Here is a 23,102-nt window from a genome sequence, read left to right as displayed (position 1 = left end):
GTGCGCTGATCCGAATCTTGTTGCAGATCACCGGAAGCGGACAGATGTCCGCCCCGGTCTCGGTTCGAGGAGGAATCATGTCGTGGACAGGAGATCCGATCTGGCTGGCCGACGTCTTGCGCGCCGAGGGACTCGACGTCATCGAACATTCCGGCTGGCGCGAGCGCGGACACGGTGATTTCGCCGATATCCGCGGGGTGCTGTGTCACCATACCGGCGGCGGCGGGCCCGACGACTGGCGGATCGTGCAGTACGGCCGCCCGGATCTGGCCGGGCCGCTGGCCCAACTCGTGCTCGAGCGCGACGGCGCCTACCGGGTGATCGCCGCGGGCGTGTCCTGGCACGCGGGGCGCGGGCGCTGGCCGGGGTGGCCGACGAACAACGCCAACTACCACGTCGTCGGGATCGAGGCCGTCTCGCGCGGCGACGGTTCCGATTGGACGCCGGTGCAGATCGACGCCTACAAGCGCGGCTGCGCGGCGATCCTGCGGCGGATCGGGCGCGGCTCCCACGATTGCGTCGCGCACCGCGAGTACAGCACCGAAGGCAAGATCGACCCGGCCGGCATCGACATGAACGCGTTCCGTCGCGACGTGCAGGCCATCATCGAGGGAAGGGACGCACCGATGAGCGCAGCAGAGGTCAAGCAGATCCAGGACTTCGTCGCGGGGTTCTGCGGACCGATCGGCAGTGACGTCAAGGACATCCGCGAACAACTGTGCGGCCTGTTCCAGCGCGACGCGGGCCAGTACAACGGCTGGCCGCAACTCGGCGGACGCACCGTGGTCGACGCGCTGGCCGAGATTCTGGCCCGGCTCGACGAACTCGAGGGCCGCGGCACCGCGGCCTAGGAGCGCCCGACTTCCTGCCGCGCCCCGAGCGCGGCAGGAACGGCGGTCAGCGCGTGGCCATCACTTCGTGCAGTTCGGTGCCGTCCAGCGCCGCGTCCTGCCGGGTGACCGGTTCGAGCCCGTGCGCGCGCAGCAGGTCGCAGAACTGCGCGAGGCGGCCGTCGGTGTCGTGCACCTCGGCGACCACCGTGCGGATGCGCGGCCAGTCCGAATCCCGGATGCCGTGCAGGACTTCGAGTTCCGCTCTCTCCACGTCGACCTTGAGCACGCCGATCGGACTGTGCGCCGCGTGTTCGCTGAGGATGTCGGAGACGGTGGTGACCTCCACGTCCATCTGCTGACCTTCGTCGTGCAGGCCCTCGGTGATGAGGTCGATGGCCTCCTCGTCGAGCCCACTGTTGCGCAGGAAGATCCTGGTCGCCTCGTCGTCGGCGCCGCGGTCGGCGTAGAAGCCGGAGTTGGCGGTGGCGCGCGGGTACCAGGTGAAGGCGCGGGTGCCGCGTTCGGCGCCGACCGCGGTACGCAGCGGAATGCAGTTGACGACGTGGGCGGCGGCGTTGTGCGCCAGGCAGTCGTAGGTCATCGGCGCGGGTTCCGCGGCGATGACGGTGGCGCCGGGACAGATGTCGGCGAACATCATCGCCGACAGACCGATGTTGGCCCCGATGTCGAGGACGACATCCCCGGACCGCAACTGCGCGGCGGCGCGGCGGTAGAACCCGTCGACGGACATCTCGTTCCACAGCATGCGCGCCTCGGCCGGACTGGTGCACGCCACCGTCCTGCCGTCGTCGAGCCGGAGATGCTGGGGTTGCGAGGAATTCGACATACGTTGTTGCCCCCTTCGAACGTTTGCTGGATGCACGAGCACACGAACCACGCGGGAAGAACAGACGCGCTAGGGCTCCCAGGGTACAACCCGGGTCGAACACGGCCGACGGGGTCCGCCCGCGGAGAATCAGTGCGAGGTGGGCGCGGTCTCGCGCACCGTCCGTTCGCGCTCGGCCTGCGGCGCGGGAATGGCGCGCACCAACGATTCCACCGCGGCGGGCAGCCGCACCCGCTTGGCCCCGAGGTCGGCGATCAATTCGGCGTAGCCCTCGCGGATCTCGCCGAGGCGGGTCCAGGCCAGGTGCCTGACCTCCTCGTCGTCGCTGTGGCGGACCGTCCACCAGGCGGTGGCGAAGGTCTCGGCGACGTGGCTGACCACCTGACCGAGGGTGTCGGGGTAGCTGGGAGCCTCGGGACTGCTGGGTAGTCGCCCCAGTGCCCAGCGGTCGATGTCGGCGATGATCCGGTCGATCTCGCGGCGGGCGAGGGCCTCGTCGAAGCCCTCGGGGCGGCGGCGCGGGTCGCCCGACAGCAGGCTGGCGTGCAGATCGCCCAGCTCTCTGGCCCATTCGACCAGGGGTGACAGACCTTCGATATGTCCGGCGATCGCGGCGATCAGTTCCCGGGGGGACAGCAGTCCGCCGACCGGGTCGCCGTCGGCGGCGCAGGCGCCACGTGGTCGACCGAGGCGGGACCCGCTCATCGATACGCCCCGCGGACCGCGGACAGGACCAGATGCATGGGGGGAACATACCCGTCCCTCGGCGGGATGAGCCACCGACGGACCTCGTGGACCTCGTCCGCGGGCGAGGGTAGGACGCAGACCCCGCCGATGCCGAGCCCCAGTCCGGTCGAGGCGTCCACGCACAGGTGGTCGGCCCAACGGGGCGGGCCGGTGAGGAACGCGCAGGTCCGCGACGGCTCGTGGTAGACGACCGGCCCGCCGGGCGCGACGCCGCTCATGACCACGCGGACACCGAGCCAGGACGGCATCACCAGCGTGCAGATCCGCGCGTCGCCGCCGTCGAGCAGGATGCGGCCGGTCACCCGGTCGTATTCGACGGGCAGGTCCATCCGACCGTAGTGCCGCCAGCGCTGTTCACCGGTTTCCGGACAGCCCGCGTATCCGGCGGCCGTCCCTTTCGCTCGTCGCCGGGGCGCGCCGTGCGCCTCGGTTACGCGGTGCGGTGGCTGTGTGCGCACGCTGGCTGTCACCCGAGACCTCTTGAAGCAGTAGGGAGAAAACACTGTGATCCGTGTACTCCACGCATCGTGTGGTGATATCGTCAACGAATCAGATCATAGCTTGATAATCATGATTTGGTATAGCGGGATCCGCATAGAGAGATAGGCATAGTGAAACCTGTGCATCGAGGCGCCGGGATAGTCTGAGCGCCATGGGAGCACCGTTGCGCACGGCACGAAAACTGCTGCTCGGACGAGAGATCGCGCACATGATCGGTTCGGCGGGCATCAGCCAGGCCGAAGCCGCGAAACTCATCGAGACCACACAGAGCCGGATCGCCGGCCTGGTCAACGGAGTGGGCGCGATCACCGTAGGGGATCTCGAGCTACTAGCCGCCCGGCTCGGCTTCGACGATCCCGACTACCTCGACAAACTCCGAGAGCTACGCCGTGACAACCACAAACGCGGCTACTGGGACACCGGTGTGCGCCGCGCCTACGGTGACAACCTGCGCCTGCTGGTCGACCTCGAGGATCACGCGGGCCTGATCCGGGTCACCGAATCCGAGATCGTGCCCGGCCTGCTCCAATCCGCTTCCTACATCAGGGGTCTGCACGAGGTCGACGTCGCCTCGCCCAGCGCCCGCGTCGACGTCACCGCCGAGGAGGAGGTGCAGGCGCGCCTGGCCCGCCAGGAAGTGCTCACCAAACCCGGCAGCCCGCTGATGTACCACGCGATCCTGTCCGAATCCTGCCTGCGCCGCGAACACGCCCCGCGCGCCGGGATGCTCGAACAACTCGAACACCTCCAAGAACTGTCCCTGCGGCCGAACTTACAGATCCAGGTGCTGCCCTTCGCCGTTCGCGTGCACGGGGCGGGCATGGAGGACCGGTTCTCGATGATCCGGGTCCCCTCCCCCGGCGCGGCGGGCGACCTGGACATCGTGGTCAGCGAATACCAAGGCGCACTGCGCTACAGCGACGACAAGGCCGACATCGCCGCCCGCGAGACGGTGTGGTCACGACTGACCGCCGCCGCACTGAGCCCCGGCGACTCCCGGGAGTTCTGCGAGACCGTCGCGCGCTCCTTCCGCCGCAGGACCCGACCGTGAACCGCCCCGAACCTCTCAGCACGACCGATCAGCAAGCGACACAGGAGCATTCGATGGCCGAGGAATTCGTCCCACGGGAGACGGACCCGCGCGTACCGTCCAGCGCGCGCCTCTACCACTACTACCTGACCAGCGAACCCATCTTCGACTCCGACGCCGTCTTCGCCGAGAAGATGTTCGAGTTGGTGCCGTGGGCCGACGAATGGGCCCACCACAACCGCAAATTCCTGCGCCGGGCCATCACCTTCATGGCCGAGCAGGGCATCCGGCAGTTCCTCGACATCGGCTCGGGCCTGCCCACCGGCGGCAACACCCACGACGTCATCCGCGACATCGCCCCCGAGGCCAAAGTGGTCTACGTCGACCTCGACCTCGAGGCCGTCGACCGCGCCCACGAACTGCTGGCCGCCCAGGACGCCCTGGACAGCACCGCGGTCATCGAGGGCGACCTGCGGGCGCCCGGCCACATCCTGGACCACCCCGAGACCAACCGACTGCTGGACTTCTCCCAGCCGATCGGGCTGCTCATCGTCAGCGTGCTGCCGTTCCTGTCCGACGAGGACGATCCGGCCACGATCATCGCGCGCCTGCGCGACCGCCTGCCCGCGGACAGCTACCTGGCGATGACGCACGCCTCGATGTCGGAGGCCGACCCCGCCATCCTCGACAAACTCATCGAGGCCAACACCATGTACAAGCAGAGCGCCGATCCGATCACCTCGCGCAGCCGCGCCGAATTCACCGCCTTCTTCACGGGATTCGAGCTGGTCGAGCCGGGTGTGGTGTACGCGCCGGACTGGCGTCCCGACGCCGAGGGCACCGTGGATCCGCAGGATCCCGCGCGCCGCTGTAACTTCGCAGCTATCGGCCGAAAGCCGACCACGGCGGATCAGGGCAGCTAACGCTGATCCGCTCGCTCCACCCGCCGGAAAGGAACGACCATGCAGCAGCTGCCGGAGTTCGCCCTGAGTGAATTCAAGAAAGCCTCGGCAAGCTCGCCCAGCCAGAACTGCGTCACGATCGCACGCGTGGACGGGTTCACCGCCATACGCGACGACAAGATGCCCGACCCCACCGGGCGCGTCCCCCACGAGCAACTCATCGTGCTCACCGACGACCAGTTCGACGACTTCCAGCACGCGGTGCGCGCCGGCCGCACCGCGACCGCCCACCTGGCCCTGACCCGGCGCGCCGACGGCATGTACGCCCTGCGCGCCGGGTCCGGACAGCCCGTTCCGGGGGTGGAACTGCTGTTCGACCACGCCGAGATCGCCGCCTTCCGCAGCGGCATCCTGGCCGACGAGTTCGTCCTGCGGCCGGCACTGGCCGCCTGAGACGACCACCCCGACGACGTCCGGCCGAGCCAGGCCGGACAACCCGTCGCAAACGGCGCACCGTCCCCGCTCGACAGCCGCCGCACCCCCTTCCGCATCCGCCCGGCACACCGCGCCCGACACCACGGGCCTGCTCCGTCGTGCGGAGGCGGCTGCGCGACGCACGGCGGGCCGGCATCGTGGAACGGGTAAGACGCCCTCCGCCCGAGGAGTCCCCATGGCAGCACCGACCGCGCCCGCACCCGTCGACCTGACCGGTCACACCCATCTGACCGGCGTGTTCGCGCCCCAGCGGCGCGAGGTCGAGGTGGACGACCTGCCGATCGTGGGCGAACTGCCCGCCGATCTGCGCGGAACGTACTTCCGCAACGGTCCGAATCCGCGCTTCGACCCGATCGGCAGCTACGTCTACCCGCTCGACGGGGACGCGATGGTGCATCGACTGCGCCTCGAGGGCGGACGCGCCGCCTACACCAACCGGTTCGTGCGCACGCCCATGGTGCTTGCCGAGGAACGCGCGGGACACGCGCTGTGGGCCGGTATCACCGACCCGTACACGCCCGGCCCGGAGATCGTCGGGCCCGACCTCGCGGGCACCAGCAGACAACTGCCCGACATCAACGTCGTCGCGCACGGCGGGCGGCTGTTGGCGATGGCCGAGAGCGATCTGCCCTACCGGCTCGACCCGGCCGACCTGGCCACCCTCGCGCGCGAGGATTGCGACGGGGCGATGGCGCTGGGCAGCACCGCGCACCCGAAACTCGATCCCGTCACCGGCGACCTCGTGCTGTTCACCTACCGCCTCGATGCCCCCTACCTGGCCTGGTCGGTGGTCGGGCCGGACGGGACCGCGCGCCGCGCCCCCACCCCGGTCGAGGGCGTCGACGAACCGGTCATGGTGCACGATATGGCGTTGACCGCGCGCTACATCGTGCTGTTCCTGTGCCCGCTGGTCTTCGACATCCCCGGCCTGTTGCGCGGCGGATCGCTGCTGGACTGGCGGCCCGCGGCGGGCACCAGGATCGCGCTGATCCCCCGCGACGGCTCCGCGGTGCGCTGGGCCGAGACCGACACGTTCTGGGTGTGGCATTTCGCGAACGCCTACGACGAGGCCGACGGCACGGTGGTGGTCGACTACGTCCAGTGGGCGTATCCGAGCGGTCTGGCGAAGGTGGCCACCCCGCAGCGCGGCGCCCTGGTGCGCGCGGTCATCGATCCCCGCGACGGAGGGATCACCCGGACCGATCTGGCCGTCCATCCGGTGGAGTTCCCGCGCGTCGACGACCGCGAGTTGACCGGGCGGCACAGCGTCATCGCCACCGCCGGGTCCTCCGGGCCCGGCGCGGCCAAGGATGCGCTGCTGTTCCTCGATTCCGTCACCGGCCGCGAGACCTGGTGGAACGCGGGCGACCTGGCCGTCGGCGAGCCGATCTTCCTGCCGGGCGAGCGGGCCGGGTACTGGGGCACGCTGGCCACCGACCGCACCGACCTGAGCTCCTGGTTCCACGTACTGGCCGCCGAGGACCCCGGCGCGGGGCCGATCGCCTCCGTCCGGCTGCCGATCCGGGTGCCCGCGGGACTGCACGGGATGTGGCTGCCCGCCGACAGCGCGCTGCTCGCACCGGCCTGAGTCGCGCCCGCCGCGCGGCCGCACCTCCGAACCGGCTGCGCGACAGGCGCGGTCCACCCTAGGGCGGCCGTATTTCGCTCGCGTTGCCCGCGCGCGTCGATTCCGCGTCGCGGAATCCGGCATATCCCCGGCTACCTGCGCGGACGACAACAGCTCCGGCACAGCCGTTTGCCCTCACGGGCGGTTTGCGGCATCTTTACTGTTCGACCACCCGGCAGTCGTGATCCGTTTGCCCGGAGTCGAGATCGGTGCTGCCTGCGCCGGAGGTCGCGGTAGACGAAACTGCTTGCCGGGGAACGGGTGCCGCGGGCCCTTCCCGCGACGGGTCCGGCGGCGCCGCAGTACACCGCGAGAGGAGCAACGTAGTGCCGGTGCCACCGGACGCGACCGTGCGTCGGGCGACGGGTGGGCCGACGGGGCGCACCAGCGCCGAACCGGTCGGGCGAAGCGCCGGGGCGAATCCGGAATACCGGCACGACCTGGACGGATTACGCGGCATCGCGATCGCGCTGGTCGTCGGCTTCCACGTCTGGATGGGCCGGGTCTCCGGCGGCGTCGACGTCTTCCTGGTGCTGTCGGGCTACTTCTTCACCGCGATGGCGCTGCGGCGGGCGGGCGGGCCGGAAGGCTTGGGCATCGCCGCCACGCTGCGCCGCACCGCCCGCAGGCTCGCCCCCGCCCTGATCGTGGTGTTGGCCGCGGTGGTGGTGACCACGGTGGCGGTGCGCCCGTTCACCCAGTGGGGCGACCTGTCCGCGCAGACGCTGGCCTCGGCGCTGTACTTCCAGAACTGGTATCTGGCCAACGCCGAACTGGACTACCTGGCCCCGAATCCCTCGGTGAGCCCGTTGCAGCACCTGTGGTCGATGTCGGTGCAGGGGCAGTTCTATCTGGCCATGCTGGCGGTGATCGCGCTGTGGGCCTTCGCCGCGCGGCGAGTCGCGCCGCGCACGGACCGGGTCGCGCTGGCCGTGCTGCTGGTCGGCGCGGCGGCGCTGTCGTTCTGGTATGCCGCCGACGGCGCGGAACGCCACCAGCCGTGGACCTACTACGACAGCGGCGCGCGCCTGTGGGAACTGCTCGCGGGCGCGCTGCTCGCGGTGGTCGCGCCCCTGGTGCGGGTGGCCAACCCGTTGCGCGTCCTGCTGGCGGTGCTGGGCATCTTCGGTGTGCTGACCTGCGGCGTCCTCATAGACGGGGCCAACGAGTTCCCCGGTCCGCCCGCGCTTTACCCGGTGGCTGCGGCGGCGGCGCTGATCCTGTCGGGGATGAACACCGACGCCGCGCGCAGGCCGTGGGTCAACCGCGTGCTGGCGACCCGGCCGTGCACCGGTCTCGGCGCGATCGCCTACTCGTTCTACCTGTGGCACTGGCCGATCCTGATCTTCTACCTGGCCGAATACGGCCGGCCGGCCGCCGGGTTGACCGACGGCCTGATCGTCATCGCCGCGGCCTTGGTGTTGGCCTACTTCACCGAGCGCTACGTGGAGTCCCCCCTGCGGTACGCCTCCCTCGAGCGCACCCGTGCCCGCGAACTGCTGACGCGGTTCGCGCTGACGCCCGCGGTCTGCCTCACGGGTGCGGCGGTGCTGGGTGCGGCGGTCGGCTGGCAGGCCAGTCTGCGGCTGAACCCGCCGAAACCGCCGCCACCGCTGCAGGTCTCCCGGTATCCGGGCGCGGCGGCGCTGGTGCCGGGCGTGGCCTTCGCGTCCGCGCCGATGCGGCCCAACGTGCTCGAGGGCTGGCACGACGCCCCCGCGCCCACCCTCGACGGCTGCATCAGCCCCGACCGCGAGGTGCGTTCCTGCGTGTACGGCGATCCGGCGGCGACCCGCACGATCGCGGTGGTCGGCGGCTCGCATTCCGAGCACTGGCTGCCCGCCTTCCAGGTGCTCGCCGCCCAGCACGGGCTGCGGATCGTCACCTACCTGAAGGAGGCGTGCCCGCTGACGCTGGTGGACGAACCCTCCTACTACCACTCCCCTTTCCCGGAATGCCGGGAGTGGTCGACCGAGGTCATCGATCTGCTCGGCCGCACCCGGCCCGACTGGGTGTTCACCCTCGGCACCTACTACCGGACCGAGGCGCCCGGTGACGAGGTGCCGCGCGAATTCCCCGATGTGTGGGCGGCGCTGTCGGATCGGGGTCTGAAGGTGCTGGCGATGCGCGACACACCGCGACTGCGGCGCGACGGCGTGCTCTACCGCGCCGTGGACTGCCTGGGCAGCCACGGCACCCCGCACAGTTGCGGCCTGGACCGGAGTCTGCTGCTGGACCCGATCAACCCGGCGCTGGACGTCGTCTCCGGCTACCCGAACGTCTACCCGCTGGACCTGTCGGATTCGCTGTGCCGCCCCGACCGGTGCTGGGTGGCCGAGGGCAATGTGCTGATCTACCGCGACGAACACCACCTGACGGCCAGCTACGCCCGTTCGCTCGCACCGGAACTGGGTCGCCAGATGGGGGCGATCACCGGATGGTGGTGAGCTGGAAGTAGCGCAGCCACACGTAGAGCCAGGCCAGTGTGGCGCTGAACGCGGTGACCACGATGCCGTAGCGGGCCTCATCGAGCCCTGAGCGGTCCGGTCGACCCTCGACAGCGCGGCCGCGCGGTTCTCGAGCGATCATGTGGGCGGTGTCGAACCGCCCGTCCGGGGCGGGCGTGGACGCGGAGAGGCGGGTGGCGGTGACGGGCGTGCGGATCTCGGTGCTGGGACCGGTACGGGTCGCCTCGGCCGACACCGCGGCCGAGGTCGGATCGGGTCGGCAACTCGCGCTGCTGGTGCGCTTGGTCGCGGCGGGCGGGCGGGTGGTGTCCACCGACCGGCTGATCGAGGACCTGTGGCGCGGTGAGCCGCCGCCGAAGGCGTTGGCGGCGTTGCAGGTCCACGTGTCGAATCTGCGCCGCTTCCTCGAACCCGACCGCGCGCCGCGCACGCCGCCGCGCCTGCTGGTCAGCGAAGCGCCCGGCTACGCGCTGCGCCTGCCGCCCGAGGCGGTCGACGTGTGGGAATTCGACGCCCTGCTCGCCGGCGGGGCCGCGGACGGCCGGAGCCTGGACCGGGCGCTGGACCTGTGGCGCGGTGACCCGTTCGGCGCCTACACCGACGAACAGTGGGCCGAGACCGAGGTGTCGCGCCTGCACGCGCTGCGACTGTCCGCGGTCGAGCGACGCGCCGCCGCGGCGCTGGCCGACGGCGAGGCGCAGCGGGTCGCCGACCTACTGCCCGCCGAATGCGCGCGGCATCCGGCGCGCGAGGAACTGTTCCGGTTGCTGGCCCTGGCGCAGTACCGGCTCGGCCGTCAGGCCGACGCGCTGGCCACGCTGCGGACCCTGCGCGCGCACCTGTCCGAGGAACTGGGCGTCGACCCGGGGCCCGCGGTGCGCGGACTGGAGACCGACATCCTCGCGCACTCCCCCGCGCTGACCCTCGCGCCCGCCCCGGCGAGCGAGCCGCGGCCCGCCGCGCCGGAACCGGTCGCCGAACGTCGCGAATTCGCGGGCCGCGAAAGCGAATCGGCGCGACTGACGCGGGTCGCGCAGACCGTGCGCGACTCCGGACTGCGCCTGGTGTGGGTGGTCGCCGAGGCGGGCGGCGGCAAGACCACCTTCGCCGAGACCGTGGCGGCGCGGCTGACCGCGCGCGGGTGGCGGGTCGCGGTGGCGCACTGTCCCGAGGTCGACGGCGCGCCCGCGGCGTGGGCGTGGCGGGAACTGCTGGGCGGACTGGGCGTCGGGTCCGAGGTGGACGACCCGTTCGAGATCGCCCGCGCCGTCGTCGCCGCCTGCCGCGGCCACCGCGACGGCGTCCTGCTGGTCGTGGACGACGTGCACCGCGCCGACAGCGCCACCCTCCAGGTGCTGCGCCAGACGATCGCCTGGATGCGGGAACTGCCCGTGCTGGTGGTCGGTGCCTTCCGCCCCTCGGAGGCGGGCGCGGAACTCGCGGCGACCGCCGCGGCGCTGGTCGCGACGACCGCCGACCGGGTGGAGTTGGCCGGGTTGTCCGACGAGGGGATCCGCCAAGTGGCGGCGGCGGCCGGACTCGGCGACCTGGACGCCGACACCGTCGAGGTGCTGCGCGCCCGCACCGAGGGCAATCCGCTGTTCGTCGGAGAACTGGCGAAATGGATCGCCTCGCACGGCATCCGCGACGCGTTGACCTCCATGCCCGACGGTATCCGCGAGGTGCTGCTGCGCCGCGCGGACCGGCTGCCCGCCGAGGTCGGCCGGATGCTGCGCCTGCTGTCGGTCTGCGGACGCGGGGCCGATATCGACACCCTGCTGGCGCTGTGGGCGAACGCGGCGGCGGGCGAGGACGAACTGCTCGACGCCGTGGACACCGCGGTGGTCGCCGGACTGCTGCGGGCCGACGCCGACCGGGTGGAGTTCCGGCACGTGCTGGTCCGCGACGCCGTCTACCACAGCATTCCGCGTCTGCGCAGGCAGCGGATGCACTGGCGCACACTGTGCCTGCTGGAGTCGCACCCCCACCCCGACCTCGACGAACTCGCTTTCCACGCCGAGCACGGCGCGAGTCCCGCCACCGTCGGGCACGCGCTGGACCTGATCGAGGCCGCCGCGCGCGCCCGCTTCGAGGCGGGATTGCGCGCCGACTCCGCGCCGCTGTGGCAGGCGGCGGTCGACCTGCGCGAAGGCGCGGGTCACGCGGAATCCGAGGCCGCGCCCCGCGAGCGCGACGGACTGCGCGCGGCGCGGTGCGCGCTGGTGACAGCGCTCGCCCATCGCGGCGAGGTGGCCCAGGCCAGGGCGGTGCGCGGGCGGGCGCTGGCCGCGGCCCAGCGCGACGGCGACCCGGCGGCGATCCTGGAGGCGGCGACCTCTTGGCGCACCCCGCGCATCTGGACCACTCGCGAACAGCGCTCGGCCGATCCGCAGATGACGGAGGCGGTGCGCGCGGCGCTGCCGGGAGCGGACGGTGCCGATCGGGTGCGCCTGCTGGTCACGGCCGTCTTCGAGTTCGAGGGCCACGACGACGCTTTCGCGCTCGCGTGCGCCGAACAGGCCGTGGACCTGGTGGCCGATCTGTCCGACGTCGACGCCGAACTGACCTGCGCCGCCCTGAACGCGCTGGTCTTCGTCGCCCTCGGCCCCGACCTGCACGAGCGGCTGTTCGAGCTGACCGAGCGCTACCTGCGCGCGGCCGAGGCGTCGGGTCTGACCGCGCATCTGGCCGCCGCGCACTACTACCGGTTCCTGGCCCATCTGGGCCGCACCGATCTGCCCGCCGCCGCGGCGGAGGTTGGCCGCGCGCTGGACACCGCCTCGAGCGGACGCCTCGGGGAGTTGGTGGTGGTGCTCTCGGCCTTCGACGCGGTGCTGGACGTGCTGCGCGGCGACCTGGACCGCGCGGAGGCCGGCTACGCGCGACTGGCCGCCGGACTCACCGCCGCCGGTCTGGCCAACGGCGCGGAACTCGGCCTGGTCGGCGAGATGATCGTGGGCTGGTTCCGGGGCTCGCTGGCCCACCTGGTCGAACCGCTGGCCCTGCGCTACCGGACGACGCCGCACACGGTGGCCTGGATGTACGCGGTCGCCCTGCTCGACGCGGGGCGGACCGACGCGGCGCGCGCGGTGGCCGAAGCCGGGCACCGGGTGGGCCGCGACTTCTACTGGACCGCGAGTTCGGCCTTCCGCGCTCGCGCGCTGGTCCGGCTCGGAATGCGCGAGCAGGCCGGCGCGCTCTACGCCGAACTGCTCCCCCGTTCGGGGGCGGTGGCCGGACTCGATTCCGCCTCGGTGGCCCTCGGGCCGATCGACGACCTGCTGGCCGACCTCGCCGAACTCCTGGGCGAGGACGCCGCGGCCGCCGACCACCGCGCGCGGGCCGCGCAGGTCACCGCCGCGGTGGCGCGCGGGCTCACGGCACTCGACCCTCGCTGAGCGCCCGCGCCTCATCCCGCGATACGCGCCTCGCGCTTGTCGAATCGGCGCGTCATCAGGCCGAGCAGCGCCCGGATCACCGGCCCGGCCTCGGCGAGCAACCGGGCCCGTTCGACGTCGTCGGCGTGGCGCGCGATGCGCGGCGCTTCGAAGCTCAGCTTGCCGCCCTTCTTCGCGGCTTTCTCCACCCGAGCCCAGTCCGTCACGCGCACATAGCGATCCACCACCGGGAACACCACGCGTTCCTCCTCGGCGATGTGCTCGCGCAGCAGTGCGGCGAGGGCGTCGAGGGTCTCGGTGAGGGCGGCGGCGACCGAGGCCGGGTCGGCGTGCGGCGCGCCGAGCGCGTTCGCCCGTTCACGCAGCGTGTGCAGCAGGGCGTCGAGTTGGACGTGGTCGTCCTCGAGTTCGTCGACCACGATCGCCAGACCGGCCGCCGCGAGCAGGATCGGCCACATGTGCTCGTCCTCGACGGTGTGGTGGTGGTGGATCGAATCGCAGAGCAGGTTCAGGTATTCGGCGATGGCGGCGGCGCGGGCGGGCGGGCACGGCGCACCCGCGGCGACCTGAGCGGTGAGCGCGGCGAAGCGGGCGGCGTCGTGGATCATCGCGCGGTGCGCGATGCGCATCATGGTGACGTCGGGGCGGGCGGCGGCCCGGGTGGCGGACTCGGTCACGGTGACTCCTGGTGGGCGGCGGGCCGGATGCCCGCGGTGCGATCACCGTGCGCCCCATTACTTGCGGCCCGCTTGGCCGTGGCTTGCGCCGCCGCTCTTCCATTTTGTCACTCGATGCCATTATGCTGACGATCACATTTTCCCGATGGCATAGCGAGGAGTGGCCATGAGTGACGCGACCGGCAGCGAGAAGGTCGACACCGCCGAGGACGCGCTCGTCGAGGCGGACGTCCTCGTCGAAGAGGTCTCGATCGACGGCATGTGCGGTGTCTACTGACCCCGCCCCCTTCGACCCGACCCTGCCCTACACCTTGGCGGGGTCGGTGTCGTTGCGGCCCGAACCGTTCGGCGCGCTGGTCTACGACTACACGACCCGCCGACTGTCCTTCCTGAAGACGCCACAACTGGTCACGGTGGTCCGCGCCCTGGCCGAGCACCCCGACGCGCACAGCGCGCTCACCGCGGCCGAGGTGCCCGCGGCCGACCACCCGCGGTATCTGTACGCCCTGTCCGGGCTGTGCGCCTCGGGCACGATCCACCTGCGCGCCGCGTCCTGACCAGAACGGGGAAACCATGAAACTCGTCGAGCACTTCGAATACGGCCTCGACGCTCCCATCTGCCTGACCTGGGAGCTGACCTACGCCTGCAATCTCCAGTGCACGCACTGCCTGTCCGCCTCCGGCCGCCGCGATCCGCGCGAACTGAGCACGGCCGAATGCAAATCGGTGATCGACGAGTTGCAGCGGATGCAGGTCTTCTACGTCAACATCGGCGGCGGCGAGCCCACGGTGCGCTCGGATTTCTGGGAACTGCTCGACTACGCCGTGGATCACGGTGTCGGCGTGAAGTTCTCGACCAACGGCGTACGGCTGACCCCCGACAAGGCGCGCCGCCTGGCCGCCACCGACTACGTCGACGTGCAGATCTCCATCGACGGCGCCACCGCCGAGGTCAACGACGCGGTGCGCGGCGCGGGTTCCTTCGACACCGCGATGCGGGCCATGCAGAATCTCGCCGACGCCGGTTTCGAGAATTTCAAGATCTCGGTCGCGATGACCCGCCACAACGTCGCCCAACTCGACGAGTTCAAGGCCATCGCCGATCGTTTCGCCGCGCAACTGCGCATCACCCGCCTGCGTCCCTCCGGCCGCGGCGCGGATGTCTGGCACGACCTGCATCCCACCCTGGATCAGCAGCGCACCCTCTACGACTGGCTGGTCGCCAACGGCGAGAACGTGCTCACCGGCGACTCCTTCTTCCATCTCAACGCCCTCGGCTCGACGCCGCTGCCGGGATTGAACCTGTGCGGCGCGGGTCGCGTGGTGTGCCTGATCGACCCGGTCGGCGACGTCTACGCCTGCCCGTTCGCCATCCACGACCAGTTCCTGGCGGGCAATGTCCGCGCACCCGGCGGCTTCGAGACCGTCTGGCGTTCCTCGGAGCTGTTCACCCGCCTGCGCGAACCCCAGACCGGCGGCGCCTGCACCCAGTGCTCGGCCTTCGACTCCTGCCGCGGCGGCTGCATGGCGGCCAAGTTCTTCACCGGCCTGCCGCTGGACGGCCCCGACCCCGAATGCGTGCGCGGCAACGCCGAACTCGCGCTGGTCGGCGCGGGAGCCAACCGTCCGCTGCCGGACAAGGACCACTCCCGCACCGCCCGCCGCACCACGGTCTCGCTGGGCCTGCCCTCCACGACACCGACCACGATCACCCCCGATCGCGCCTGCGACACCAGCCCGCTGGCGGGTCTGCGCCTGTGACGCCGCGCTAACCGAGCCGCCGCTCGCCCACCTGTCCGGCGTCCGGGGTCTGCCCCGTGCGCCGGGCGCGCCGGCCACGCGCGACCTCGGTGGCGAGCGCGTCCAGCGGTTGGGCGAACTGCTGGACCGGATGGGTGAGTTCGGCCAGCCAGTCGCGCGCCGCCGCCACGCCCGCCGGATCGACGGCGTAGAGGCGGCGCGAGCCCTCGGCCCTGACCGTCACCAGTCCGGCCTCGCGCAGGACCTTCAGGTGTTGGGAGACCGCGGGTTGGGAGATCGCCACCTGGGCGCGCACGGCATCGACAACCCCGCCCGCGGCCAGCTCACCGCCCGCGAGCACCTCGAGGATGCCGCGCCGCACCGGGTCGCCGAGCGCCTCGAAGACCGTGCCCGCCGAGAGCGCCATCAGGACTCGTCGCCCGCCTCCGGCACGGTCGTGTAGAACACGATCGTGTTCTCGGCGGCGGTGTGCGCGGCGATCGCGTCGTCGCCGTCGGCCGCGGCGGCCTCGGCCCACCCCGTGGCGCTGGCCCGCACGAAGGCGATGCCTTCGACGGTGGTGGCGAATTCCATGCCTTCGCGGGGGTCGACCGGTTCGCCCGAGGCCAGGTGCAGACCCAATCCCATGAGCGCCAGATCCCAGCCGACGCCGACCGCGCCGGGACCGTACCGGGTCCAGAACTCCGGGTCCACCGGCGCCTCGTGCAGCAGTTCCAGGCGGGTGCCCTCGCCGTCCGGCGTGAGGGTGATGGTCAGCCAGGAGATCTGCGGGCCCATCTCCCAGGTGACCGCGAAACTCTCGGGGGCGTCGCAGCGTTCGACCACGCCGGAGGCGTTGCCCTCCAGGCTGTAGCGCCCGCCCGGGCGCAGATCGCCGCTGACGGGGAGGAACCAGCGCGGGATCCGTTCGGGGTCGGTGAGCGCGGCCCACAGGTCGGCCCGATCGGTCGGGTAGGTGCGTCGGGCGACCGCGATCCTGGTCGGGTCGCCCGCGCGCGAACCCGAGCGGACCTCGCGGGTCACCAGACCCGCGACCGCGAGCGGATCGGTCAGAAGTGCCATGGCCTTACCTCCTTGTATAAGTCTGAACTTATATCGGAGCCTACACCCGCGCCCCGCCCAACGCGCACCGGATCACGGTCGCGGCAGGGCGGCCTCCGGGTCGAGGGTCAGACCCAGCGCGCGCAGGCGACGGTCGATGAGCAGCCAGGACTCGGCCACCAGCAGATCCACCAACGCAGCCTGGTCGGGTTCGCGGTGGGTCAGCCACCACCGCACCGAGGCGTCGATCATGCCCAGCAGCGCGACCACCAGGCGATCGGCCGCCGCCCGATCCGCGCCGAAGCGGGGAATGTAGCGCGAGGCCGCCGCCGAGATCTCCGCGGCGAAGGCGCTGCCGCCGATACTCGGGTCGTCGTTGCCGCGACGGTAGTTGCGCCCCAACAGGAATCGGTACAGGTTCGGATGTTCGGCGGCCCACGCGACATGTTCGGCCACGGGCGCGCGGATGATGTCCAGCGGCGTGCCGTCCACCGCGAGCGCCGCGCGGATACGCCGGGTCAACTCCTCGTGCGCGCGCCGCGCCACGGCCAGGTCGAGTTCTTCCTTGCTGGCGAAGTGCCGGTAGAAGTGCGGCCGGTTGAGTCCGGCGCGATCGGCGATCTGCCCGGTCAGCGCGTCGGGACCGAAATCCTCGATCGCGGCGACGGCGGCGTCGAGGATCGCTTCCCGACGGTCCCCGCCGCGCGTCCCGGAGCGCCTGGTGGCGGCGTTGTCGGTCCAGCGAGTCTCGGCCACGGCCGTCACGGTAGCCGACCCGAGCGCCCGCACCCCAGCCCTTGCCAACCGGACCCCACTGGGACACACTGTACCCGCTAACCCCAGTTACAACTATGTGCCGGGATCGGGACCGTGCCCGACCGAGCCGAAGGAGCCTCGATGACCGCCCACCGGTCGCCCTGGATGAACGACGACCTCGACGCGCTGCGCGACCTCGCGCGCGCGTTCTACGACAAGGAGGTCGCCCCCAACATCGACCGCTACCTCCAGCAGCACCACGTCGACCGGGACTTGTGGACCAAGGCGGGCGAACTCGGCCTGCTGTGCCTGTCCATCCCCGAGGAATACGGTGGCGGCGGCGGCACTTTCGCGCACGAGGCGGTCCTGATCGAGGAGCAGGCCCGGGTCGTGGACACCGCGTGGGGCCAGAGCCTGCACAACGGCATCGTCGCCCATTACCTGCTCGCCTACGGCACCGAGGAGCAGAAGCGGCACTGGCTGCCCAAGATGGCCTCCGGCGAGGTCGTCGGCGCGATCGCGATGACCGAACCCGGCACCGGATCGGACCTGCAGAACGTCAAGACCAAAGCGGTGCGCGACGGCGAGGACTACGTCGTCAACGGCTCCAAGACCTTCATCACCAACGGCGCGCAGGCCGACCTGATCATCGTCGTCGCCAAGACCGACAGCACCCAGGGCGCGGCGGGCATCAGCCTGGTGCTGGTCGAGGCCGACCGCCCCGGCTTCCGCCGCGGTCGCGTGCTGGACAAGATCGGCCAGAAGGGCCAGGACACCTCCGAACTGTTCTTCGAGGACGTGCGCGTCCCGGTGGCCAACCTGCTCGGCGACGCCGAGGGCCAGGGCTTCGTCCAGCTCATGCAGCAGTTGCCGCAGGAACGGCTGATCATCGCCGTCGGTTCGGTGGCGGGCATGGAGGCCGCCCTGGAACACACCCTGCGCTACACCAAAGAGCGCGAGGCGTTCGGGCGCACCGTCTTCGGTTTCCAGAACACCAAGTTCAAACTCGCCGAGGTCGCCACCGAGGCCCGCGTGGCGCGGGTCTTCACCGACGACTGCATCGTCAAGCACATCAACGGCGAACTCGACATCCCCACCGTCGCGATGGCCAAGTGGTGGACCACCGACCGCGCGCTGTCGGTGGCCAGCGAATGCCTGCAACTGCACGGCGGCTACGGCTACATGGCCGAGTACCCGATCTCGCGGATGTGGGTCGACAGTCGGGTGCAGATGATCTACGCGGGCACCAACGAGATCATGAAGGAGATCATCGCCCGCAGTCTGTGAGGTGGTGAACCGCAGGTGGTGGCCCGTTTTCTCGGGCCGCGCCGGGCCGGCCTGTGCACAGATCACACCCTGGGGACAAGCCCCGGGTGTGATTGCGCGCGAGATCCGGGTACCGCGACGGCGGTGGGTACTGTGACGGAAGCACAGCACCACTCCCCGCCACGGATCCCCCCCACGGAGAGGACGCGCGATGACCGTGCTCGTCGCCGGATCGACCGGCTTCATCGGAAGACGCCTGTGTCCGGCCCTCAAGGAGGCCGGATACCAGGTACGGGCCATGACCAGGCATCCCGAGAGCTACCGGGGCAGCGGCGCTCCGGTGGGCGGCGATGTCGGCGATCCGGATTCCCTGCGCGCCGCGCTGGCCGACTGCGAGGCCGCCTACTACTTGGTCCACTCGCTGGCGACCGAGGATTTCCGCCGCCGCGACGCCGAGGCGGCGCGCAACTTCGGCGCGGCGGCCGCCGAAGCGGGCGTCGGCCGGATCGTCTACCTGGGCGGTCTCGGCGACGATGCCGACCACCTGTCGGAACATCTGCGCAGCCGACGCGAAGTGGAGAGTCTGCTCGGCGAGGCGGGCGTGCCGGTGACGACGCTGCGCGCGGGCATCATCGTCGGCGACGGCGGCATCTCCTGGGAGATCACCCGCCAACTCGTCGAACACCTGCCCGCGATGATCACCCCGCGCTGGGTGCGCACCCGCACCCAGCCGATCGCGGTGGACGACGTCATCCGCTACCTGGTCGGTGTCCTGGCCATCCCCGCCACCGCGGGCCGCACCTTCGAGATCGGCGGCCCGGACGTGCTGGCCTACGTCGACATGCTGCGCCGCGTGGCGCGCATCGAGGGCCGGTCCTTCGCGGTGGTCCCGGTGCCGCTGCTCTCCCCGCGCCTGTCGTCGTTGTGGCTGGCGCTGGTCACCGACGTCGACACCAGAACCGGTCGCTCCCTGGTCGATTCGATGGTCAACGAGGTCGTGGTGCGCGACGCGAGCATCCGCGAATTCCTGCCGTTCGAGCCGCTCGGCTACGACGAAGCCGTGCTGCGCGCGCTCGGCGAGCGGGTCGGCATCCGCTCCGCGTCATGAGGCCGGTCACCACCGGGACGTTCGGACGTCTCGCCCGGCGCGCCCGCCCGTCCCGCGACGGATTCCGCCGTGCGCTCGCCCCAGCCCTGCGCCGTCCGATCTTCCGGAAGCCGCCGCTGCCCGGGCGGGAACTGACGCGCTACCGGCGTCGCGTCGCGGGCGTCACCGTCCTGGGCACCGGATTGCTCGGCGCGTCGCTGTCCACACCGCCGGGCAGCGCCCGCTTCTACGGCCTGACGGGCGCGACGGCCCTCACCTGGACGGTGGGCGGCCTGCTCGCGGGCCCGCCGACCGCGTCACCGCCGCGTCGCCCGGTGGTGGTCCCGGTCCTGACCGGGCTGGGCGCGTTCGGGGTGTTCTACGGGTGCGCGCTGATCGTGCGGCGAATCCCGGTGCTGCGCGGCGCGATCGCGGGCGTGCTGAGCTACGCGGAGCGGGCCCCGACACCGCCGGTCCTGCTCACCGCGCTCGCGGCCGGGGCCGCCGAGGAGGTGTTCTTCCGCGGGGCGCTGTTCGCGGTCGCGGGCGAGCGTCCGGTGGCGGTGTCCTCGGGGGTCTACGTGCTCAGCACCGCGGTCACGCGCAACCCGGCGCTGATCCTGGCCGCCGCGGTGATGGGCCCGCTGTTCGCCGTGCAACGGGGGATGACAGGCGGAATCCTGGCTCCGACGCTGACCCACCTGACCTGGTCCACGCTGATGATCCACTACCTGCCGCCGCTCTTCCCGGCCGCCGCCGAACGAACCTGATCGCGCGGCACCGGGCGAGCACCGAATCGAGCGAGCGCGGGACCGATCGGCTCAGCGGGCGTCCGGTTCCTCGAGATCGGAATCGGCGCAGCCGTGCCGCAGACACAGCGGGCAGGTCTCCGAATGCGCCAGATACCGCGCGATATCGGCTTCGGCGGGCCCGGAGGACCACGCCGAACCGCGAACGATCTTGTCCCACAACGTCATGCATCCCCCTCGGGATCCCCCGCGATACTACGCCGGGGAGCCGCGACGGAGCGTGGAGCCGAGCGAATCGTCCGGTCCGCGAGCCGGGTTCAGCGCGCGGCGGCGCACTCGCGCGCCAGGCGCACCGCGCGATCCAGACCTTCGGTCCACACCTCGCCGTGGCCGGGCACCACGGTGTCGGCGGCGATGCCGTCGAAGGCGGCCAGTCCGTCGACGGTGGCCGGGGTGGAGTGGTTGAAGAAGTCGGGCAGGATCTGCGGGCCCGGCGCGGCGGCGGTGGGATGGCCGGTGACCAGCGCGTCACCGGTCGCGACGACGCCCGCGGCGGGCAGGTGGAATCCGCTGTGCCCGGAGGTGTGGCCGTGGCACGGAATCGGCGTGGGCGCGCCGGGCAGGTCCAGGGCGCCTTCGCGCGGGAAGGGCTGGATGTGCGGTGCGGTGTTCTCGCGCAGGCCGCCCGCCGCGGCGATCCGCACCGCCCAGGTGAAGGTCCGGGGTTTGTAGGCGCGGCGGATCACGTCGAGGGGGGTGGCGGATTCGTGGACGTGTCCGCGCGCGTGCTCCACTTCGGCGGCGGCGGTGTAGGCGGGGATGCCGTAGCGCTCGTGCAGGTGGGTGAGGCCGCCGATGTGGTCGCGGTGGGCGTGGCTGAGCAGCACCGCGACGATGTCGTTCGGGCGGTGGCCGAGTGCGCGCACGGTCCGCTCGATCACCCCGACATCGCCGTGCCAGCCCGCGTCGATGAGGGTCAGCGCGTCGCCCTCGCGGACGAGCAGCATGTTGACATCGGTTCCGCGCAGGCAGAACACGTCGTCGGCGACCTGGAAGTACCCCATTCACAACTCCGTTCCGGGAACACGGTGGTCCCCCGAACCTAGTGCCCGAGGATCGGATCGCGACCACCGAGCAACACCGGCGCGACGAATCGCTCGATCATCGCGCGTTCGTCGTCGGCGTCGCGGCCGGGTGCGGTGAGCAGTGACAGGATGATCCGCGCCGCCCACCGCGCGGCCCGGGACCGATCGGGATCGGCCGCACCCGCCAGCAGGCCGGCGGCGATGGCCTCGATGACCTCCGATCCCTGCCCGATCTCGTTGGCCACGCCCGCGTCGGCGGCGGTGAACCACGCGATCAGCGTGGGGTCGGCGCGCACGACGCGCAGCGCGGCCGGCATCGCGGCCACGATCCGCTCCTCCGGGTCGGCGATCCCGGCGATCTCGGCCGCGACGGCCGCCCCGACGCGGCGCGCCTCGCGGTGCACGAACGCGACGCGCAGTGCCTGCCGGTTCGGGAAGTAGCGGTAGAGCGTGGCTCGCGAACAACCGGCGGCCCGCGCCACCTCGCCCATCCCGGTGGCGGTCACCCCGCGCTCGACGAACAGGCGCGCCGCGGCGTCGAGGATCTGTTCGGCGGCGATGTCGGCGCGGCGCGGCCCCAGCCAATCGGTCACGCCGACACCAGGAACGGGACCGAATCGGGCCAGCGCACGTAACTGCCCGGCGCGTAGCGCACGGCGTCGAGGTCGACGGTGAAGTCCGGGCACCGGGTCAGCAGTTCCTCGAGGGCGACCCTGGCCACCATGCGGGCGGCGGCCGCCCCGAGGCAGTGGTGGTTGCCGTGGCTGAAGGTCAGGATGCCCTTGGGCTTGCGGGTGACGTCCGGTTCGCCCGCGTCGGGGCCGAATTCGCGTTCGTCGTGGTTGGCCGAGGCGTAGAGCAGCAGGACCCGCCGTCCCTCGGGGATGTGGGCGCCCGCCACCTCGACGTCGCGGGTCGTGGTGCGGGCCAGTCCCTGCACCGGTGAGGTGACGCGCAGGAATTCCTCCACCGCGTCGGGGATCAGGCCGGGGTCGTCGAGCAGGGCGCGGCGCTGTTCGGGGTAGCGGGTGAGCAGTTGGACCGCGCCGCCGAGATTGCCGGTGGTGGTGTCGTTGCCGCCGGTGATCATGGTGAAGGCGAAGCCGAGGATCGAGATGATGCCCGCGTAGTCGCCGTCGGCGCCCATTCCGGCGGCCACCAGGTGCGAGATGGTGTCGTCGCCCGGTTCGGCCCGGCGGCGGTCGATGAGTTCGGTGAAGTACTGCATGAGTTCGCCGATGGCCTCGTGCGCGTGCATCGGGTCACCGCCCGCCGAGGCGGCCATGATGAGGTCGGTCCAGGTGTCGAAGCGGTCGCGATCCTGGTCGGGCACGCCGAGGTAGTGGGCGACGACCATGCTGGGCAGGGGTTTGAACAGGTCCACGACGATGTCGCCGCCGCCCGCGGCGCGCAGTCGTTCCAGTCGGTCCACCACGAAGGCGCGGACCTGGGGTTCCACCGAGCGCACCTGGCGCGGGGTGAATCCCTTCATGACCTGTTTGCGGAAGTCGGTGTGCTCGGGCGGGTCGGTGAACACGAACGGGCGGGGGCGTGGCAGGCCGATCGTGTCGAGGTCGGTGTAGTCGACGGTGAGTCCGCCGCGCGAGGAGAAGGTGAGCACGTCGCGGGCGGCCGCGTGCACGTCGGCGTAGCGCGAGAGCACGTAGTAGTCGGCGGCGGGGTCCTCCGGGGGCACCACGCGGTGCGCGGGATCGTGGTCGCGCAACTCGCGATACATCGGCCACGGGTCGTCCCAGGTGGGGCCGCTGCGCAGGGTGAATCGCGGGGTCACCGCCGGATGAGACATCTCCGCCGTCATGATTCGAGCGTAA

Annotated in this window: 25 protein-coding genes; 13 read left to right on the top strand and 12 right to left on the bottom strand. The window is 71.4% G+C overall.

What is annotated here, in order from left to right; translation table 11 throughout:
• Positions 1-77: 77 nt before the first annotated feature.
• Entirely contained in the window at positions 78-851 is a 774-nt protein-coding gene (locus ON30_RS10940; protein ID WP_083911307.1) for a peptidoglycan recognition protein family protein, read from the top strand.
• Between the two features lie 46 nt (positions 852-897).
• Here ON30_RS10940 and ON30_RS10935 read toward each other — a convergent pair whose 3' ends face one another.
• The 3 genes from ON30_RS10935 to ON30_RS10925 all read right to left on the bottom strand — a co-directional run bounded on the left by ON30_RS10935 (position 898) and on the right by ON30_RS10925 (position 2,885).
• Positions 898-1,680 carry an FkbM family methyltransferase gene (locus ON30_RS10935; protein ID WP_040706278.1) on the bottom strand — a complete coding sequence of 261 codons (783 nt, stop codon included), beginning with the start codon at positions 1,678-1,680 and terminating at the stop codon, positions 898-900.
• A 129-nt stretch (positions 1,681-1,809) separates the two neighbouring features.
• Positions 1,810-2,385, bottom strand: a complete 576-nt coding sequence (locus ON30_RS10930) for a hypothetical protein (RefSeq protein ID WP_040706277.1) — start codon at positions 2,383-2,385, stop codon at positions 1,810-1,812.
• The gene (locus ON30_RS10925; RefSeq protein WP_169334901.1) at positions 2,382-2,885 is read right to left on the bottom strand and encodes a hypothetical protein; all 504 of its coding nucleotides are present in this window, start codon (positions 2,883-2,885) and stop codon (positions 2,382-2,384) included. The genes ON30_RS10930 and ON30_RS10925 overlap by 4 nt, the downstream gene beginning before the upstream one ends.
• A gap of 194 nt (positions 2,886-3,079) precedes the next feature.
• Between ON30_RS10925 and ON30_RS10920 the strand changes: the two genes are divergently transcribed.
• The 5 genes from ON30_RS10920 to ON30_RS10900 all read left to right on the top strand — a co-directional run bounded on the left by ON30_RS10920 (position 3,080) and on the right by ON30_RS10900 (position 9,429).
• On the top strand, positions 3,080-3,979 hold the full coding sequence (locus ON30_RS10920) for a helix-turn-helix domain-containing protein (protein ID WP_040706275.1): 900 nt from the start codon (positions 3,080-3,082) through the stop codon (positions 3,977-3,979).
• 53 nt (positions 3,980-4,032) lie between these two features.
• Entirely contained in the window at positions 4,033-4,881 is an 849-nt protein-coding gene (locus tag ON30_RS10915; protein ID WP_040706274.1) for an SAM-dependent methyltransferase, read from the top strand.
• Positions 4,882-4,920: 39 nt separating this feature from the next.
• On the top strand, positions 4,921-5,313 hold the full coding sequence (locus ON30_RS10910) for a DUF397 domain-containing protein (RefSeq protein ID WP_040706272.1): 393 nt from the start codon (positions 4,921-4,923) through the stop codon (positions 5,311-5,313).
• A 217-nt stretch (positions 5,314-5,530) separates the two neighbouring features.
• A complete protein-coding gene (locus tag ON30_RS10905; RefSeq protein ID WP_040706270.1) occupies positions 5,531-6,943 on the top strand; it encodes a carotenoid oxygenase family protein in 1,413 nt (470 codons plus the stop codon).
• 365 nt (positions 6,944-7,308) lie between these two features.
• Positions 7,309-9,429 (top strand): acyltransferase family protein, encoded by a 2,121-nt coding sequence (locus tag ON30_RS10900; protein ID WP_245553997.1) that lies wholly within the window; start codon positions 7,309-7,311, stop codon positions 9,427-9,429.
• Here ON30_RS10900 and ON30_RS38995 read toward each other — a convergent pair.
• Positions 9,413-9,571, bottom strand: a complete 159-nt coding sequence (locus ON30_RS38995) for a hypothetical protein (RefSeq protein ID WP_157183686.1) — start codon at positions 9,569-9,571, stop codon at positions 9,413-9,415. The genes ON30_RS10900 and ON30_RS38995 overlap by 17 nt on opposite strands.
• 7 nt (positions 9,572-9,578) lie before the next feature.
• Here ON30_RS38995 and ON30_RS10895 point away from each other — a divergent pair, with 7 nt between their 5' ends.
• The gene (locus ON30_RS10895; RefSeq protein ID WP_051029180.1) at positions 9,579-12,848 is read left to right on the top strand and encodes an ATP-binding protein; all 3,270 of its coding nucleotides are present in this window, start codon (positions 9,579-9,581) and stop codon (positions 12,846-12,848) included.
• A gap of 11 nt (positions 12,849-12,859) precedes the next feature.
• On the opposite strand, the gene ON30_RS10890 is transcribed toward ON30_RS10895, so the two are convergent.
• On the bottom strand, positions 12,860-13,525 hold the full coding sequence (locus ON30_RS10890; protein ID WP_040706268.1) for a hemerythrin domain-containing protein: 666 nt from the start codon (positions 13,523-13,525) through the stop codon (positions 12,860-12,862).
• Positions 13,526-13,691: 166 nt separating this feature from the next.
• Here ON30_RS10890 and mftA point away from each other — a divergent pair, with 166 nt between their 5' ends.
• Genes mftA through mftC form a run of 3 tightly spaced genes read left to right on the top strand, consistent with a single transcriptional unit; the run spans position 13,692 to position 15,286 of the window.
• Positions 13,692-13,802 carry a mycofactocin precursor MftA gene (mftA, locus tag ON30_RS36905; protein WP_063719861.1) on the top strand — a complete coding sequence of 37 codons (111 nt, stop codon included), beginning with the start codon at positions 13,692-13,694 and terminating at the stop codon, positions 13,800-13,802.
• Positions 13,792-14,082 carry a mycofactocin biosynthesis chaperone MftB gene (gene mftB / locus ON30_RS10885; protein WP_040706267.1) on the top strand — a complete coding sequence of 97 codons (291 nt, stop codon included), beginning with the start codon at positions 13,792-13,794 and terminating at the stop codon, positions 14,080-14,082. The genes mftA and mftB overlap by 11 nt, the downstream gene beginning before the upstream one ends.
• Before the next feature lie 16 nt (positions 14,083-14,098).
• Complete coding sequence (mftC, locus tag ON30_RS10880) at positions 14,099-15,286, top strand: mycofactocin radical SAM maturase (RefSeq protein WP_040706265.1); 1,188 nt, start codon at positions 14,099-14,101, stop codon at positions 15,284-15,286.
• Between the two features lie 7 nt (positions 15,287-15,293).
• Here the strand turns inward: mftC and ON30_RS10875 are convergent, their stop codons facing one another.
• From ON30_RS10875 to ON30_RS10865, 3 genes are all read right to left on the bottom strand, one after another.
• Positions 15,294-15,692: an ArsR/SmtB family transcription factor gene (locus tag ON30_RS10875; RefSeq protein WP_040706264.1), complete on the bottom strand. Its 399-nt coding sequence runs from the start codon at positions 15,690-15,692 to the stop codon at positions 15,294-15,296.
• Entirely contained in the window at positions 15,692-16,348 is a 657-nt protein-coding gene (locus ON30_RS10870; protein ID WP_040706263.1) for an SRPBCC family protein, read from the bottom strand. The genes ON30_RS10875 and ON30_RS10870 overlap by 1 nt, the downstream gene beginning before the upstream one ends.
• A 72-nt stretch (positions 16,349-16,420) precedes the next feature.
• Complete coding sequence (locus tag ON30_RS10865; RefSeq protein WP_040706261.1) at positions 16,421-17,083, bottom strand: TetR/AcrR family transcriptional regulator; 663 nt, start codon at positions 17,081-17,083, stop codon at positions 16,421-16,423.
• A gap of 141 nt (positions 17,084-17,224) precedes the next feature.
• On the opposite strand from ON30_RS10865, the gene ON30_RS10860 reads away from it, so the two are divergent.
• The 3 genes from ON30_RS10860 to ON30_RS10850 all read left to right on the top strand — a co-directional run bounded on the left by ON30_RS10860 (position 17,225) and on the right by ON30_RS10850 (position 20,206).
• Positions 17,225-18,370 (top strand): acyl-CoA dehydrogenase family protein, encoded by a 1,146-nt coding sequence (locus tag ON30_RS10860; protein ID WP_040706259.1) that lies wholly within the window; start codon positions 17,225-17,227, stop codon positions 18,368-18,370.
• Positions 18,371-18,560: 190 nt separating this feature from the next.
• A complete protein-coding gene (locus ON30_RS10855) occupies positions 18,561-19,457 on the top strand; it encodes an NAD(P)H-binding protein (protein ID WP_040706258.1) in 897 nt (298 codons plus the stop codon).
• Positions 19,454-20,206, top strand: coding sequence for a CPBP family intramembrane glutamic endopeptidase (locus tag ON30_RS10850; RefSeq protein ID WP_083911305.1), 753 nt, complete (start codon positions 19,454-19,456; stop codon positions 20,204-20,206). Before ON30_RS10855 ends, ON30_RS10850 begins: the two co-directional genes overlap by 4 nt.
• 51 nt (positions 20,207-20,257) lie before the next feature.
• Here ON30_RS10850 and ON30_RS38990 read toward each other — a convergent pair whose 3' ends face one another.
• The 4 genes from ON30_RS38990 to ON30_RS10835 form a co-directional block, all read right to left on the bottom strand.
• On the bottom strand, positions 20,258-20,413 hold the full coding sequence (locus ON30_RS38990) for a hypothetical protein (protein WP_157183685.1): 156 nt from the start codon (positions 20,411-20,413) through the stop codon (positions 20,258-20,260).
• Positions 20,414-20,502: 89 nt separating this feature from the next.
• Positions 20,503-21,249 (bottom strand): MBL fold metallo-hydrolase, encoded by a 747-nt coding sequence (locus ON30_RS10845; protein ID WP_040706257.1) that lies wholly within the window; start codon positions 21,247-21,249, stop codon positions 20,503-20,505.
• Positions 21,250-21,287: 38 nt separating this feature from the next.
• A complete protein-coding gene (locus ON30_RS10840; RefSeq protein WP_040706256.1) occupies positions 21,288-21,863 on the bottom strand; it encodes a TetR/AcrR family transcriptional regulator in 576 nt (191 codons plus the stop codon).
• Positions 21,860-23,089 (bottom strand): cytochrome P450, encoded by a 1,230-nt coding sequence (locus ON30_RS10835; RefSeq protein ID WP_040706255.1) that lies wholly within the window; start codon positions 23,087-23,089, stop codon positions 21,860-21,862. Before ON30_RS10835 ends, ON30_RS10840 begins: the two co-directional genes overlap by 4 nt.
• Between the last annotated feature and the right edge of the window lie 13 nt (positions 23,090-23,102).

The sequence above is a fragment of the Nocardia takedensis NBRC 100417 genome (genome assembly GCF_000308695.1).
Classification (GTDB): domain Bacteria; phylum Actinomycetota; class Actinomycetes; order Mycobacteriales; family Mycobacteriaceae; genus Nocardia; species Nocardia takedensis.
This window is presented reverse-complemented; position numbering and strand designations above follow the sequence as displayed.